Annotated in this window: 18 protein-coding genes; 11 read left to right on the top strand and 7 right to left on the bottom strand. The window is 61.9% G+C overall.

What is annotated here, in order from left to right; translation table 11 throughout:
* Positions 1–37 precede the first annotated feature (37 nt).
* The 3 genes from Q3Y53_RS01570 to Q3Y53_RS01580 all read left to right on the top strand — a co-directional run bounded on the left by Q3Y53_RS01570 (position 38) and on the right by Q3Y53_RS01580 (position 1376).
* Positions 38–550 (top strand): AbrB family transcriptional regulator, encoded by a 513-nt coding sequence (locus tag Q3Y53_RS01570; protein WP_226424738.1) that lies wholly within the window; start codon positions 38–40, stop codon positions 548–550.
* Positions 551–583: 33 nt separating this feature from the next.
* Entirely contained in the window at positions 584–994 is a 411-nt protein-coding gene (locus tag Q3Y53_RS01575) for a DUF6554 family protein (RefSeq protein WP_226424737.1), read from the top strand.
* A gap of 91 nt (positions 995–1085) precedes the next feature.
* Positions 1086–1376, top strand: coding sequence for a hypothetical protein (locus Q3Y53_RS01580; RefSeq protein WP_303532111.1), 291 nt, complete (start codon positions 1086–1088; stop codon positions 1374–1376).
* Here the strand turns inward: Q3Y53_RS01580 and Q3Y53_RS01585 are convergent.
* Complete coding sequence (locus Q3Y53_RS01585; protein ID WP_303532113.1) at positions 1331–2935, bottom strand: DEAD/DEAH box helicase; 1605 nt, start codon at positions 2933–2935, stop codon at positions 1331–1333. The two genes, Q3Y53_RS01580 and Q3Y53_RS01585, sit on opposite strands and share 46 nt — an antisense overlap.
* A gap of 161 nt (positions 2936–3096) precedes the next feature.
* On the opposite strand from Q3Y53_RS01585, the gene Q3Y53_RS01590 reads away from it, so the two are divergent.
* Entirely contained in the window at positions 3097–3492 is a 396-nt protein-coding gene (locus tag Q3Y53_RS01590; protein ID WP_226424734.1) for an HNH endonuclease, read from the top strand.
* Positions 3493–3495: 3 nt separating this feature from the next.
* Here Q3Y53_RS01590 and Q3Y53_RS01595 read toward each other — a convergent pair whose 3' ends face one another.
* Positions 3496–3663, bottom strand: coding sequence for a serine protease inhibitor (locus Q3Y53_RS01595; protein ID WP_226424733.1), 168 nt, complete (start codon positions 3661–3663; stop codon positions 3496–3498).
* Positions 3664–3695: 32 nt separating this feature from the next.
* On the opposite strand from Q3Y53_RS01595, the gene Q3Y53_RS01600 reads away from it, so the two are divergent.
* The gene (locus Q3Y53_RS01600; protein ID WP_303532116.1) at positions 3696–4664 is read left to right on the top strand and encodes an SDR family oxidoreductase; all 969 of its coding nucleotides are present in this window, start codon (positions 3696–3698) and stop codon (positions 4662–4664) included.
* Here Q3Y53_RS01600 and Q3Y53_RS01605 read toward each other — a convergent pair.
* On the bottom strand, positions 4618–4827 hold the full coding sequence (locus tag Q3Y53_RS01605) for a hypothetical protein (RefSeq protein ID WP_226424731.1): 210 nt from the start codon (positions 4825–4827) through the stop codon (positions 4618–4620). The genes Q3Y53_RS01600 and Q3Y53_RS01605 overlap by 47 nt on opposite strands.
* On the opposite strand from Q3Y53_RS01605, the gene pdxA reads away from it, so the two are divergent.
* Complete coding sequence (pdxA, locus tag Q3Y53_RS01610; protein ID WP_303532118.1) at positions 4808–5824, top strand: 4-hydroxythreonine-4-phosphate dehydrogenase PdxA; 1017 nt, start codon at positions 4808–4810, stop codon at positions 5822–5824. The genes Q3Y53_RS01605 and pdxA overlap by 20 nt on opposite strands.
* 1 nt (position 5825) lies before the next feature.
* On the opposite strand, the gene accB is transcribed toward pdxA, so the two are convergent.
* Together accB and efp are read right to left on the bottom strand one after the other, a co-directional pair.
* Positions 5826–6302, bottom strand: coding sequence for an acetyl-CoA carboxylase biotin carboxyl carrier protein (gene accB / locus Q3Y53_RS01615; RefSeq protein WP_226424729.1), 477 nt, complete (start codon positions 6300–6302; stop codon positions 5826–5828).
* Positions 6299–6862, bottom strand: coding sequence for an elongation factor P (gene efp, locus Q3Y53_RS01620; protein WP_226414710.1), 564 nt, complete (start codon positions 6860–6862; stop codon positions 6299–6301). Before efp ends, accB begins: the two co-directional genes overlap by 4 nt.
* A gap of 65 nt (positions 6863–6927) precedes the next feature.
* On the opposite strand from efp, the gene Q3Y53_RS01625 reads away from it, so the two are divergent.
* Together Q3Y53_RS01625 and thiL are read left to right on the top strand one after the other, a co-directional pair.
* Positions 6928–8004, top strand: a complete 1077-nt coding sequence (locus Q3Y53_RS01625; RefSeq protein ID WP_303532124.1) for a peptidylprolyl isomerase — start codon at positions 6928–6930, stop codon at positions 8002–8004.
* Positions 8001–8987 (top strand): thiamine-phosphate kinase, encoded by a 987-nt coding sequence (gene thiL, locus Q3Y53_RS01630; protein WP_303532127.1) that lies wholly within the window; start codon positions 8001–8003, stop codon positions 8985–8987. The genes Q3Y53_RS01625 and thiL overlap by 4 nt, the downstream gene beginning before the upstream one ends.
* Positions 8988–9065: 78 nt before the next feature.
* Here the strand turns inward: thiL and gap are convergent, their stop codons facing one another.
* Entirely contained in the window at positions 9066–10091 is a 1026-nt protein-coding gene (gap, locus tag Q3Y53_RS01635) for a type I glyceraldehyde-3-phosphate dehydrogenase (protein WP_226400533.1), read from the bottom strand.
* A 160-nt stretch (positions 10092–10251) separates the two neighbouring features.
* Here gap and murC point away from each other — a divergent pair, with 160 nt between their 5' ends.
* The 3 genes from murC to Q3Y53_RS01650 are packed head-to-tail and all read left to right on the top strand — an operon-like array spanning position 10252 to position 12926.
* A complete protein-coding gene (gene murC / locus Q3Y53_RS01640; protein ID WP_303532134.1) occupies positions 10252–11661 on the top strand; it encodes a UDP-N-acetylmuramate--L-alanine ligase in 1410 nt (469 codons plus the stop codon).
* Complete coding sequence (gene murB, locus Q3Y53_RS01645) at positions 11658–12560, top strand: UDP-N-acetylmuramate dehydrogenase (protein ID WP_303532136.1); 903 nt, start codon at positions 11658–11660, stop codon at positions 12558–12560. Before murC ends, murB begins: the two co-directional genes overlap by 4 nt.
* Before the next feature lie 24 nt (positions 12561–12584).
* Complete coding sequence (locus Q3Y53_RS01650) at positions 12585–12926, top strand: YbaB/EbfC family nucleoid-associated protein (protein ID WP_226424724.1); 342 nt, start codon at positions 12585–12587, stop codon at positions 12924–12926.
* Here Q3Y53_RS01650 and rsgA read toward each other — a convergent pair.
* On the bottom strand, positions 12901–13782 hold the full coding sequence (gene rsgA, locus Q3Y53_RS01655; protein WP_303532747.1) for a ribosome small subunit-dependent GTPase A: 882 nt from the start codon (positions 13780–13782) through the stop codon (positions 12901–12903). The two genes, Q3Y53_RS01650 and rsgA, sit on opposite strands and share 26 nt — an antisense overlap.
* Between the last annotated feature and the right edge of the window lie 18 nt (positions 13783–13800).

A 13800-nucleotide genomic window follows, 5' to 3' on the forward strand; every position in this document is an offset into this window, starting at 1 on the left:
GTCTCAAGATCAAGCTGACATGACGCGATCGAGACCGATGCCTTCCTTGGCAACGCTGGCGCTCTACCTGGTGGCTGGAAGCGCCATCGGACTGCTGGCTCTGTTCAGCGGCATTCCCGCTGCACCTCTGGCGGGAGCCCTGCTGGGTGCTGGCATTGTCAGCATGAGCGGCCAGCTGGAACCAGCCACATGGCCACCGGGAACGCGCACCGTTCTTGAGATCGGCATCGGCACCGTGATCGGAACCGGCCTGACGCGAGCGTCCTTGGAACAACTGCAACTCCTCTGGAAACCAGCAGTGCTGATCACCCTGGCGCTGGTGCTGACAGGACTGGTTGTAGGCCTGTGGACCAGCCGCTTGCTCGGTATTGATCCCATCGTGGCCTTGCTTGGCGCTGCCCCAGGTGGCATCAGTGGCATGAGCCTTGTGGGCGCAGAATTCGGAGTCGGTGCCGCGGTGGCCGCTCTCCATGCCGTTCGGTTGATCACCGTGCTGCTGGTGCTGCCGTTGGTGGTGCGACTGATCATCCCCTCGACAGCTGGAAGCTGATCGATACCTTGGGGCCAATCCACTACTAACGTCATGGGTCCCATCAGGTCATCGCTGGTTCTGTCCGCCGCGGCCCTGATCGGCGCTCTCAGCAGCGTGACCCACCCCCTGCAAGCGGCCGAAGCCACTGAAGAGAAGGGCGCCAAGATCTATTGCTACATGCGTTCCAGCGGAAACGAGCACGAGGTGAGCTGGAAAGCCGCCTACGCCGTGATCAAACGGCAGCGCAGCGGCGTGTTCAAAACATCCCCGGAGCATGCCTCGGTGATGATTACGGAAGCCGTTGTCCAGGACCCCGGCAATTTCCCCGACTGTGGCCAGTTCCTTGGTGATCTGTTCGGCGGAAACACCCAACCAGCCACCGCTGCCGCCCTTGCAAACTCCACATCCGTCACCGAAAGCACCATCGAGAGCACCGAAGACACCACGCGCTACAGCTACTGATCCCTCAGGGCTTTTGGGTCTGACTCTCCTGGCTGCTGTGTTGATGGCTGGCTGCCAAAGCAAGCAACCCTCGACGCCTGCCAACACACCGATGCCACTCGTCTCCAGTTGCCTCGGCAATTTCCGGATGGATGACCTGAAGCTGATGGTTAAACGCTGTGATGAGGCCATCGAGCAGACACCGGATCAGGCCGATCTGCATCGGGACCGTGCCCTTGTCTGGACCCTGCTTGGCAATCAAGCCAAAGCCTGCGACGACGTCGAATTGGCACTGTCGCTGCTGAAGCAGTCGAGCCAGCCAGTCGACCCGATGCTGCAGCACGAACTCCAGGTGCGTCAAAGCACCTGCAAACAATCCCGCACCATGGCGGAGAGTGATTGACGTTGCAGCGACAAGCGCCGAGGCCCCAGCAACACCTCGATCCGTTCCGCCTTGCTCGCCAACAAACCATCCACCAGCTGATCCGCTGCACCGAGCTGCAACCAATGGCAGGTCAAGCCATCCCCCATCCCCAAACGATGACAGCGATCTTCGGCTTGGTCGAGATCGCCTGGCGTCCAAGGTCGTTCCAACAACACCACATGACGGGCCCGGTGCAGGGTGAAGCCAAGGGCACCGGTGCCAAAGGTGGCCAGCAGACAATCGTTCTGACCTTGCTGAAACCGATCCACACTCTCCTGACGTTCAGCAGGGCGCTGACGACCGGTCAACAACTCGCCGCCGAGGGTTTGCTGCAACAACTGCAATGGGGCCACAAAGCCACTGAACAGAACCACCGCCTCCCCTTGCCGGCGCAGTGACTCCACCAGCTGCTGGGCCGCCGGCAATTTGAATTCCGCTGCGATCTGACGCATGGAGGTGAGCAGAGCCAGGTGCTCAGCATCACGTCGCACCTCTCCGAGACGAGCCCGACGCCGGTAGTCATCCAGCACCAGCTCAACACGATGATCGAAGCCTGTGAGCTCAGCCTCCGACAGCACCACAGGGTGAAGACGTCGCTGCTTGGGGGGAAGGTCCACCACCTGCTGCTTGCGGCGATGAAGGATCAACGGTCGACTCAGGCGACGCAGCTCCTCCAGCTGACTGGCCCCGGAAGCCTGCCAGCGTTTGCCGGTTCGACCCTCCCGCCAGTGCCCCTGGCAATACCGCTCCTCGAACTGGCGTTGATCCCGCGCAATTGGATGGTCCATGGCTGCAAGCAGGGGATACAGCTGGGACGGACGACCGTTCTTCATTGGGGTCCCCGTGAGCATCCAAATCGCCCGCAGACGGGGATGACGGGCCAGACGCAGCAAAGCAGCCGTGCGCTGCGCCTGCAGTGACTGGGCGTAATGCGCTTCATCCACCACCAGAAGCGTTCCCGCTGGCGGCAGGGTGTCGGGCAGGCGAGCCCAGCTCACCAACTCAAGCTCAACCCCAAGGGCCTCTGATTCCCGGCGCCAGTGGGGATGCAGACCGACGGGAGCCACCACAAGCAACCGCACGTCAGCGCAGCGCATCAGGGCACGGGCCGCCAACAAAGCTGTAAGGGTCTTTCCCAGCCCCATCTCATCGGCCAGAACGGCGCCGCGACGGGCCAAGAGCCAACGGACACCGGAGCGTTGATGGCGCAGAGGGCGACGACCATCTTGCAGGGCTTCGTCAAGATCTGCTGCCGCCACAAGGGTCCGGTGCGGGGGCAGCGGGGGCAGAGGGTGCTGGCACCAATCAAGCCACTGCTGCAAAGCAGAGGTGACAGGGAAACGGCGCCCGAGGGCCTGCTGAAGTGCATCGGCTGCGGCCAAGGGAAAATCCCAGCCATGGCCGGGGCCGATCCAACGCCCCCTGGGCTTGATCCGACGCAACTGGGACTGGGTCACCGCATCAAACGGGCTGACCACGCGGATCAGTCCTGCTGGAGAGAGATCCAGGCAACAGGTCAATGTGGGATTTGACGGCACCAACAGCCCCCCACAAACAATCACTTTAGTGAACTCAGATCAGCGTGCAAGCACTGAGATCAAGATTCACATCTCAGACCAAAAAATTGTCGAAAATGCAGCGCTCGACACATTGACTGGCTTTTCGTTCAAGGCAGAATTACCTCAACCGATGCATTCGGATGCATAGCAGGGACGCGGTTTTTCTCGACGAACTCTGCCCCAAATTGCGTGTCCGAAGATGGCGACAGTCCCTTCATACATTTACCGGCCAAAGTTGTATTTATTGCGGCAAACCTTCTGAATCAATTGATCACATTCACCCCCAGGCCAAAGGGGGGTCAAGCGTTACTGAAAACTGCGTACCGGCCTGTTTGTCCTGCAACGGCCGAAAATCTGACGCCGACGTTTTCGACTGGTACCGGCGACAGCGCTTCTATGACCCACGTCGCGCCATGGCGATTCGAGCCTGGATGGATGGCGACCTACGACTCGCCCTTCGCTTACTGCAGTGGGCCCAACCGGATCACCCCATCAACGATCCCGACGACTTCCCGATCGCTGCTCAGGCCGCCTAAGGCTCACCAAACTCGGCAGACATCCGTGGAGTGGTGCCGCTGACAAATGGAGGCCTGAACACCAGGGTCTTCAGGTGCCAGCACCATGGCACTGGCAAGCAGGGCAGCCGTCAGGATGGCCCGGAGCACAATGGCCCCGGAGCGGGAGCGATGGAGAGACGACGTCGTCACGACAGTACATTTGATCTAATACAGGTGTACTGATGCTTGCTGATCTTGTCAAGCGGTCGAAGCCTCTGGCGGCTGACACCAAGCTGCTGGTGCTGGGCGGCGGATACAGCGGACGTTGTCTGGCCAAGCTGGCCCGAGCCCTGGGAACACCGGTGCTCTGCACCCGCCGCTCCCTTGACTCTGCCGAGGCTGACCTGCTCTTCGACAGCAACGGTCAGGACCAGCTCGACCCAGCTGCCCTGGAGGGCGTGACCCATCTACTGTCCACCATCCCCCCGGATCGCGAAGGCAACGATCCGGTCTTGTCGAAGCTGCTGCCAACGCTCAGAAGCCTGCCGCTGCGTTGGGCGGGCTACCTCTCCACCACAGGGGTTTACGGCGATCGCCAGGGCGGTTGGGTGTCGGAGCAGGACGACCCGGCGCCGGCGCTGGACCGCAGCATGCGCCGCCTCAAGTGCGAAAAAGCTTGGTTGCGCTCCGGTCTGCCGATCCAGATTCTGCGTTTGCCAGGCATTTATGGCCCAGGACGATCGGTGCTAAACGGCTTGGAGCAAGGTCGTGCGCGCTTGATCGACAAGCCCGGCCAGGTGTTCTGCCGCATCCACGTGGAGGACATCGCCGGGGCCTGCTGGCACCTCATGCATCGCGCTGAGCAGGGAGCTCCAGCAACCATGGGCGACGGGACTGTGTTGAACAAAGCCGTCGTGAATGTGGTGGATGACCTCCCGGCTCCCACAGCCGAACTGATGCGACATGCGGCAGCCCTGTTGGGTTGTGCCCTTCCACCACTGGAGCCGTTCGCCCAGATCGTGGACAGCATGAGCCCGATGGCTCAGTCGTTCTGGAGCGAGAACCGCCGCGTCAGCAACCACAAGCTCTGCCACGAGCTCGGTTACACGTTGCTGCATCCGAACTACCGCGTCGGGCTGCAGGATTGCCTGAACCAGGACAAACTCACTCCGTCTGACCTGCGTTCTCCCCCTCGATCAGCCAACGGTTGAAATCGAAGTCCTCACCTTCCTCAGGAGGTGAAAGCCCGACATCCTCAAGAAAACGGGAGAGGTTCAGTTCGATCCAGCCATTGCTCAAGCCAGAGGCCAATCCCACCAACAGACACCCCAGCAGCAGCAAGCGCAGCACAGCGATGGCCCCCCACGATTCCACGAACCCTAGGCATGAGCTTGTGATCGCTCTCGGCGATCCCGCGGGCATCGGCATGGAAGTGGTGCTGAAGGCCCTCGCCTCAGCCACGCTGCCCCCAGAGCTCCAACCCCTGCTGGTGGGTTGCCGACGCACGCTGATCAGCACCCACGCGCGACTGCGGCGGCAAACAAACCACCCCCTTGCCGACCCTGCAGCACTCAGGATCGACGACCAACCGCTGGAGGCCAGTGTTCAGCCAGGACAACCCACCACCTGCGGAGCCGATGCGGGGTTTCGCTGGCTCACCCGCGCCGTCGAACTGCTGCAGGAACGGGGGTCCCGCGCCTTGGTCACCGCCCCCATCGCCAAACATCTCTGGCATGCGGCCGGCCATCGCTATCCCGGGCAGACCGAACGGCTGGCTGAGTTGGCTGGACGACAGCGCTCCTCAATGCTGTTCACCGCGGTTTCTCCAAGAAGCGGTTGGCGCCTGAACACCTTGCTGGCCACCACCCACATCCCCCTGAGCCAGATCCCTGATGCGCTGACCCCAGACCTGGTGCACCACAAACTGAACGTGCTGGAAGGCTTCTGTCGACGCTTCACCACCAAACCACATCTGCGTATCGCCGGGCTCAATCCCCATGCCGGCGAAGCCGGTCAGCTGGGCCATGAAGAAGCCGAATGGCTGCTGCCGCTACTGGATCAATGGAGAAAGGACCATCCTCAGGCGCAGCTGGAGGGTCCCGTTCCTCCCGACACCTGCTGGATCAGCGCTGCTCGCGCTTGGCAGACCCCAAACCAGCCAGGTCCTGACGGGATTTTGGCCCTGTATCACGACCAGGGGCTCATTCCTGTGAAGCTGCTGGCCTTCGACGCTGCGGTGAACACCACCTTGGAACTGCCGTTCCTACGCACCTCCCCCGACCACGGCACCGCCTTCGACATCGCAGCTGAAGGTGTCGCCAGCCCTGAGAGCACGACGGCAGCGATTCAAGCCGCCTGGGACCTGAGCTAACTCAGGCCGGCTTGACCCGCATCAGCACCTGACCGAATTCAACGGGCGTGCCGTTGTCCACCAGGATCTCCACCACTTCACCGCCAACCTCAGACTCCAGCTCGTTCATCAGCTTCATTGCCTCGAGGATGCAGACGGTCTGGCCGACATTGATCCGACTGCCCACTTCAACAAAAGAAGGTTCGCCTGGCGCAGGGGCACGGTAGAAGGTGCCCACCATGGGGGCTGTGACTTCGAGCAGGTCGCTGCGCGTTGCGGTGGATGCAGGCGGCGCAGATGCAGGCTCGGCGGGCGCAACAGGAGCTGGTGCAGCAGCAACGGGAGCGGGCATGACCGGAGCCATGACGGCCTGGCCAGGCAAGTTGCGACGGATTTCCAGACGGAAATCATCTCCTTCCAACCGGAACTCCTGGATGTCGCTCTCACCGAGCGCCTCCAGCAAGCGGTGCAGTTGTTCGTGATCCAGCTGCATGGTCATCCGTTTTCGCGCCCGAGGTAACTGTCGTTGCGGGTGTCCACTTTGATCTTTTCTCCCACAGAAAGAAAGAGCGGAACCATCACTTGTGCACCGGTCTCAAGAATGGCGGGCTTGGTGCCACCCGTGGCGGTGTCGCCTTTGACGCCAGGGTCGGTTTCTTTGATCTCCAGAACAACGGAGTTGGGCAGTTCAACCTCGAGGGGATTGTCGTTCCAGGACACCACATTCACCTCCATGCCTTCCTTGAGGTACTTGCGGCTCTCTCCAATCTGGGCAGCACTGAGGCGGGTCTCCTCGTAGGTGGCCATGTCCATGAAGACATAGTCCTCACCTTCCATGTAGGTGTGCTGAAGAGAGGATTTCTCCAACATCGCCTGGGGAAGCATTTCCCCAGCGCGGAAGGTTTTCTCCACCACGTTGCCGGACTTCACGGCCTTGAGCTTGGTGCGCACGAAGGCAGATCCCTTGCCGGGCTTGACGTGCAAGAACTCGACAACGCGCCAAACGGCCCCATCGATCTCAATCGTGGTGCCGGTGCGGAAGTCGTTACTGGAGATCATTCCCACCGAACGGTTCACCGGACTATACGGCTGTGCCAAAGTCCCGTCAGCACTGGGGTTCCCCCTTGGTTCATCAGCGTTTGAACGCCGTCCTTGCTGCTCTGATCAGCTTTGCTCTGATCACAATCGCCGCCCCTGCTTGGGCCTCCTTGCCCCAGGGCAATGCTGTGAAGGACCCTGCCGCGATTCTTCGGGACGCGCTTCCCTTCGATCAAGACGACATCCGGGAACTGCAGCATCGGCTGGAACTCACCAGTGACGATCTGCGGGCCAAACGTTGGACAGCTCTCGGCAAGACGGTGTCACGCACTGAAGCGCTGCTCAACACCCGCCGCGACACCATCCTGAACGCGGTCCCTGAAGCCAAGCGCGGTACGGCTGAAGCGCTGTTTGAGAGCGTGGATCAGGGTCTTGAAGACCTCAAGGAGAAGGTCAAAGCCACTGACAAACCAGGCTTCATCGCCGATCGACGCCGGACGCTGCGCTCCATCGGTGATGTGGAAGCCCTGCTGGTGCCCGATGGCTTTGAACGGGAGATCCCCGCAGAATTCGATGCCCTGCCACGGCTGCAGGGAAGAGCGACCCTCAGCGTGAGCACCACCCAGGGGGAACTGACCACAGTGGTGGATGGCTTCAACGCCCCACTCACCGCAGGAGCCTTCGTCGATCTCGCTCTCCAGGGTTTCTACGACGGACTGCCCTTCATCCGAGCCGAGGACTTCTACGTGCTCCAGAGCGGTGATCCTGAAGGGCCTGAGATCGGCTACGTGGATCCGAAGACCAAGCAGGAGCGACACGTCCCCCTAGAGATCCGCGTGCCCGAAGAAGACGACACGATCTACAACCAAACCTTTGAAGACGTGGGCCTGTTCATGGCCACACCAACCCTTCCGTTCGCAACCCTGGGCACCCTTGGCTGGGCCCATTCAGACCAGGCCCTCGACGACGGATCCTCGCAGTTCTTCATGTTTCTCTACGAGGCGGAGCTCACCCCGGCTGGTCTGAACCTCGTGGATGGCCGCAATGCAGCCTTCGGCTACGTGGTGGATGGATTCGATGTTCTGGAGGAACTGGGCGTCGATGACCGGATCACCGCCGTGAAGGTGATCGAGGGAGCGGAACAACTCAAAGCCCACGCATGAGCCCGACCCTGGCGGAGCTAACTGAAGCGGAGCTGCTCAGGCGGCTGGCTCGCTTCGCTCCGCCCAATCAGCTCAGTGACGACACCGCAGCCCTGGCCGCCGACGCCCGGGCGCTGCTGATCAACACCGACGTTCTCGTGGATGGCATTCATTTCAGCGATGCCACCACAACGTCCATGGATGTGGGCTGGCGCGCCGTTGCCGCCAACCTCTCCGACTTGGCCGCCAGTGGTGCTGTCGACATCGATGGGATCACCGTGGCCCTGGTTGCCCCTGGTCACACCAGTTGGGACTGGGTAGACGGGGTGTATCAAGGCATCAGTGCCGCCTTGGGCCAGTACGGCGGCGTTCTGCTGGGGGGTGACTGCTCCAGAGGAGAGCAGAGACTGCTCTCGATCACCGCGCTCGGCCGTCTCGGCCCCCTGCGTCTGCATCGCAATGCAGCCCGCCCTGGCGATGTGTTGGTCACCAGTGGGCCCCATGGGCTCAGCCGACTGGGCCTCGCCCTGCTGCAGGACGAGCCAAGCGTGCGTGACATCAATTTGCACTCAACCTTGCGGGACCAAGCGATCGCACGCCACCAACGACCGACGCCTCGGCTGAAAGAAGTCCAGCAGCTGCTGGCCTGCAAACCGAAGCATCTGCCCTGGCGAGCCGGGGGAACCGACAGCAGCGACGGATTGCTCGCTGCCGTCGCAGGCCTCTGCTGCAGCAGCGGCTGTGGGGCGGTGCTGCAAAACGATCATCTTCCAACGGCCGAAGGCTGGCCTGATGGAGCTCCATGGATGGATTGGTGCCTCGCCGGAGGAGAGGACTTTGAGTTGGTGCTGAGTCTTCCCAAAGCCTGGGCCGATGTCTGGCAGCAATGCGTCCCCGAAAGCCAGCGCATCGGCCAGATCAATGCTGAAGCGGGCGTCATCCGCTGGGGCCACAACCAGAAGCCAGTAGACACAAGCGGATTTGATCACTTCGGCCAGCCCTGAGCAGCCCAACGCGACGGAGCCTGACCAAAAAAAATCCCCCCCAGGGCGGGAGGGATCAAAAGAGCGATCAGCTGACGATCACTTCCAGTTCTTGGCCACCACCTCGGCAAGGTCAACAACACGCTGGCTGTAGCCCCACTCGTTGTCGTACCAGGCCAGGATCTTCACAGCCTTGTCACCCATGGCGTAGGTGAGGTCGGCGTCGAAGATGGTGGACTCGTTGGTGCCGGCGTAGTCGGTGGACACCAGGGGCAGGTCGCTGTACTTGATGATCCCCTTCATGCCGTTCTCGGAAGCCGACTTGATCGCTGCCTTGATGTCGTCAACGCTGGCGCCACGGGACGGGCCGAAGGTCAGGTCAACAGCAGAGACGTTCGGGGTGGGAACGCGCATGGCGAAGCCGGTGAGTTTGCCCTTCACCTCGGGGTAAACCAGAGCAACAGCCTTGGCAGCACCGGTGGTGGTGGGAACCATATTCAGAGCCGCGGCACGGGCACGGCGCAGATCGCGGTGGCTGTTGTCCAGGATCCGCTGGTCGCCGGTGTAGCTGTGAATGGTGGTCATCAGACCCCAGTCGAGGCCAAAGTTCTGGTCCAGAACTTTGACGATCGGAGCCAGGCAGTTGGTGGTGCAGCTGGCGTTGCTGAGGATGTCCCAGTCTTCGTGGCGGTACTGGTCGTCGTTGACGCCCACCACGAATGTGCCGACGCCGTCACCCTTGCCAGGAGCGGTGAGGATCACCTTCTTGGCACCAGCCTGGATGTGCATGCTGGCCTTCTCATCGGTGTTGAACACACCGGTGGACTCGATCACCAGGTCAACGCCCCACTCCTTCCAAGGGCAGTTGAGGGGGTTGCGGTCGGCGAAGAACTTGATTTCCTTGCCGTTGACGAACATCGAGCTGTCCGTGGTCTTGATGTCCACGGAAGGATCCAGACGCCCAAGGATGGAGTCGTAGGTGAGCAGGTGAGCGCTGGTGGCGGGGTCGGAGGTGGAGTTCATCCCCACGATTTCCAGGCCGGTGTCAGCGCCCCGGCTGATCCATCCCCGCAGAACATTGCGACCGATCCGGCCGAATCCATTGATCGCAACGCGCAGGGTCATGGAAGAAGCGGCAAAGCCGCGCAGGGGTTTTGGCCGCCGATCATACAGAAATCAGCAGAAATACCTTGTTCCACCCCGAATCAATCAGTTCGATCCGGCCCTCAGAACGGCAGACAAGCAGCGGCAACTGACTTATCTTTCCCCAGACTGAAGCCCTCCGTTGCCGCGCCTGCTCGACCGTCAGACACCAGTCCACTTCATCGGTGTCGGCGGAATTGGCATGTCGGCTTTGGCTCGGATTCTCGTTGACCGCGGTCACCCGGTCAGCGGCTCGGACCCGCGTGACAATGCGACAACACAACAACTGAAGACCCTCGGAGTGAAGGTCTTCCGCCAGCAGGACGCCACCTGCATTGACGTTGTCACGGGAGCGAAAGACACTTGTTCACCGGTGGTGGTGATCAGCACAGCCATCCCCGAGAGCAATCCAGAACTGCAGCGGGCCCGACAGCGGGGGCTGGAGATCTGGCATCGCTCCGATCTTCTGGCGGCTCTAATCGAGCAACAACCTTCCATTGCAGTCGCCGGCAGCCACGGCAAGACCACCACCAGCACCTTGATCACCACCTTGCTGCTGGAGGCCGATCAAGACCCAACCGCTGTGATTGGAGGCATCGTTCCCAGCCTCGGCAGCAATGGTCACGCTGGCCAGGGGAAGCTGCTCGTGGCCGAGGCGGATGAATCCGACGGGTCCCTGGTGAAGTTCCGTCCAAGCCTGGGGGTGATCACCAACCTGGAGCTGGATCACACCGATCACTACTCAAGCCTCGACGACCTGATCTCCACCCTGCAACGCTTCGCAGGGGGTTGCGACCGCGTGCTGGCCAATCACGACGACCCGATCCTGCAGGAACACTTCCAGCCAACGGCCTGGTGGTCCAACCAAAGCGCCGAATCCGTTGACTTCGCCGCCCTGCCCCTGAGCCTTGAGGGCGATCGCTGCTTGGCCCGTTTCTACGAAGCTGGCCACCCCGTCGGTGACTTCACCCTGCCGATGGCCGGGCTGCACAACCTCAGCAATGCAACAGGCGCCTTGGCCGCCTGCCGGATGGAAGGTCTCCCCTTTGACCAGTTGGTGGAAGGCCTCGCTGGCCTGAAGGCACCGGGACGCCGCTTTGATCTTCGGGGCACCTGGAAGGGCCGTCACATCGTTGATGACTACGCCCACCATCCCAGTGAGGTGAAGGCAACCCTGGACATGGCACGCCTGATGGTGAGCAGTGGTCGCAGCCCGCTCCCCACAGCACCAGAACGGCTCCTGGCGGTGTTCCAGCCGCACCGCTACAGCCGCACCCGGCAGTTCCTCGATGACTTCGCCCAGGCCCTGCAGAACTGTGATCTGCTGCTGCTGGCTCCCGTCTATTCCGCAGGAGAGCAACCGCTGCAGGGCATCTGCAGCAACGCTCTGGCGGATCGGGTGCGCAGCCTGAAACCGGATCTTGAGATCGCCGTCGCAGACAACCTCGATCAACTCACCGACCTAGTGATCCAGCACAGCCGCGAGAACGATCTTGTTCTGGCCATGGGTGCTGGAGATGTGAATGGACTGTGGTCAAGGCTGACCTCATGACGCAGTGCGATGCCCGCCTGCCCCAGGCCGGAGTCAACCTGGCGGACTACACCACCTGGCGTGTGGGAGGAGCCGCCGAATGGCTTGCGGAACCCGCCAGCCTTGAGGAAACCCAGGCTTGGATCGAATGGGCCGCTCATCAGGGCATGCCCTGCCGCGTCATCGGCGCTGGGTCGAATCTGCTGATTCACGATGACGGCCTGCCTGGGCTTTCGCTCTGTCTGCGCAAACTTCAGGGGCTGCAGCTTGATGCAACCACTGGGACCGTGGAAGTACTCGCGGGCGAACCGATCCCATCACTGGCAAGACGCGTTGCACGCGCTGGCTTGCATGGTCTGGAGTGGTCGGTTGGCATCCCGGGAACCGCTGGCGGTGCAGCTGTGATGAATGCAGGAGCCCAGGGAGGCTGCACAGCGGAATGGTTGGAGTCGGTGCGGGTCATGCCCCTGGAGGGGGGCGAGTGCTTTGAGCTGCTACGGGATCAACTGGACTTCGGCTACCGGCATAGCCGTCTCCAAGAGGGCAACCTCGTGGTGTTGTCCGCACGGTTCCGCTTAGAGGCCGGTCACGATCCGGATGAACTGAAGCGGGTGACCAGCGCGAACCTCAGCCACCGCACCACCACGCAGCCCTATCAACAACCCAGCTGCGGCAGTGTCTTCCGCAATCCCGAACCGCTTAAGGCCGGACGGCTGATCGAAGAGCAGGGGCTGAAGGGAACCCGCATCGGCGGCGCTGAAATCTCAACCGTGCATGCCAATTTCATCGTCAACACCGGTCATGCCCAGGCGAAGGACATCGCCCAGCTGATCCACCTGGTGCAGGACCGAGTCGAAGCCGAGCACGGAATCCGTCTGCACCCCGAAGTGAAGCGGCTGGGATTCGCTTCGGCGGCTTAACCTTCCGGCTCCCACAGGATCGCCATGGCAGGGTTCGGACTCCCCAATTTCGGCCAGCTCACGGAAGCCTTCAAGAAGGCCCAGGAGATTCAGCAGAACGCCCAGGCACTGCAGGACGAACTGGATGGGATGGAGATCGAGGGCCAGAGCAGCGATGGCCGGGCCAGCGTTTGGCTGTCGGGCAACCAGCAACCCCTCCGGGTGCGGCTAGACCCAGCCCTGCTGCAAGAGGGCCAACAGGCCAGCGAAGCGGCCACTCTCGAAGCCCTGCAAGCGGCCTATGAGCAATCCACCGCCACGATGAAGGGCCGCATGGAAGAACTCACCGGTGGCCTAAACCTCAACCTCCCCGGGATGGGCGGCTGAGGCCGCTCTGCTCGATCAACGCAACCTTGTAAAGGGCATAGCGTTCCCAGTCACTGGACACACCGCAGCCAGGCTCACCGCGATGCAGGCAGTCGCGGAACCGACAGGGCCAGGGATCAAGCTGCTGCCGGAGCTCCGGAAAAAGCACCCCCAATTCCTGGGGGTCATCTGGCAGATCTGGACGGTTGAAGCCAGGGGTGTCCGCCACCCTCGCGCTCGGCCCCAGGGGAAACAGCTCCACGTGGCGGGTGGTGTGGCGGCCGCGCTGCAGTCGACCGGACACCGCAGCAGTGCGCAGTTGAAGATCAGGACGAAGCTGGTTCAGCAGGCTGCTCTTGCCTACCCCGGAAGGTCCACACAGCACCGAAAGCTGCGCACCAGCCAAGCGCTGCCTTAAGGCGTCGATGCCTGTTCCAGCTTCACTCGAAAGCGCCAGCGGGTCATAACCCCACCCTCGCAAGCGGGCCACAAGCCTCTCGAGCGCTTCGGCTGAGATGAGGTCTGTCTTGGTGAGCAGAAGGATCACCTCCAGCCCTGTCCGTTCCGCCGTCAACAAGAAGCGACTGGCCTGATCAGGGTCAAAGCTGGGCTGTTCCACCGCTAACACCACAGCCACCAAGGTGACATTGGCCACCGGTGGGCGTGTGAGAAAGCTGTGGCGTGGCTCAACGTCGGCCACCACAGCCCGCCCTTGGCCTGGATCAATCGCCTCGACGCAAACCCGATCGCCCACGTAAACGGCTTCGCCCCGATGGCTGAGCCGAGTGCGGCGCGTGCAGAGCAGCCGACCTGGACATCCGTCAGGTGCTGCATCCAGCTCAACCTCCACATAGTTGGCCTGGAGCGCCACAACCATCCCGGAAGCCACGGAACT

The sequence above is a fragment of the Synechococcus sp. YX-04-1 genome (assembly GCF_030546365.1).
Taxonomy (GTDB): Bacteria; Cyanobacteriota; Cyanobacteriia; order PCC-6307; family Cyanobiaceae; genus Parasynechococcus.

What these genes read in the sequence shown, in the direction of transcription:
- Q3Y53_RS01570 (WP_226424738.1), top strand. Translation starts at nt 38, where the DNA reads ATGCCTTCCTTGGCAACGCTGGCGCTCTACCTGGTGGCTGGAAGCGCC.
- Q3Y53_RS01575 (WP_226424737.1), top strand. Translation starts at nt 584, where the DNA reads ATGGGTCCCATCAGGTCATCGCTGGTTCTGTCCGCCGCGGCCCTGATC.
- Q3Y53_RS01580 (WP_303532111.1), top strand. Translation starts at nt 1,086, where the DNA reads ATGCCACTCGTCTCCAGTTGCCTCGGCAATTTCCGGATGGATGACCTG.
- Q3Y53_RS01590 (WP_226424734.1), top strand. Translation starts at nt 3,097, where the DNA reads ATGCATAGCAGGGACGCGGTTTTTCTCGACGAACTCTGCCCCAAATTG.
- Q3Y53_RS01600 (WP_303532116.1), top strand. Translation starts at nt 3,696, where the DNA reads ATGCTTGCTGATCTTGTCAAGCGGTCGAAGCCTCTGGCGGCTGACACC.
- pdxA (WP_303532118.1), top strand. Translation starts at nt 4,808, where the DNA reads ATGGCCCCCCACGATTCCACGAACCCTAGGCATGAGCTTGTGATCGCT.
- accB (WP_226424729.1), bottom strand. Translation starts at nt 6,302, where the DNA reads ATGACCATGCAGCTGGATCACGAACAACTGCACCGCTTGCTGGAGGCG.
- efp (WP_226414710.1), bottom strand. Translation starts at nt 6,862, where the DNA reads ATGATCTCCAGTAACGACTTCCGCACCGGCACCACGATTGAGATCGAT.
- thiL (WP_303532127.1), top strand. Translation starts at nt 8,001, where the DNA reads ATGAGCCCGACCCTGGCGGAGCTAACTGAAGCGGAGCTGCTCAGGCGG.
- gap (WP_226400533.1), bottom strand. Translation starts at nt 10,091, where the DNA reads ATGACCCTGCGCGTTGCGATCAATGGATTCGGCCGGATCGGTCGCAAT.
- murB (WP_303532136.1), top strand. Translation starts at nt 11,658, where the DNA reads ATGACGCAGTGCGATGCCCGCCTGCCCCAGGCCGGAGTCAACCTGGCG.
- Q3Y53_RS01650 (WP_226424724.1), top strand. Translation starts at nt 12,585, where the DNA reads ATGGCAGGGTTCGGACTCCCCAATTTCGGCCAGCTCACGGAAGCCTTC.
- rsgA (WP_303532747.1), bottom strand. Translation starts at nt 13,782, where the DNA reads ATGGTTGTGGCGCTCCAGGCCAACTATGTGGAGGTTGAGCTGGATGCA.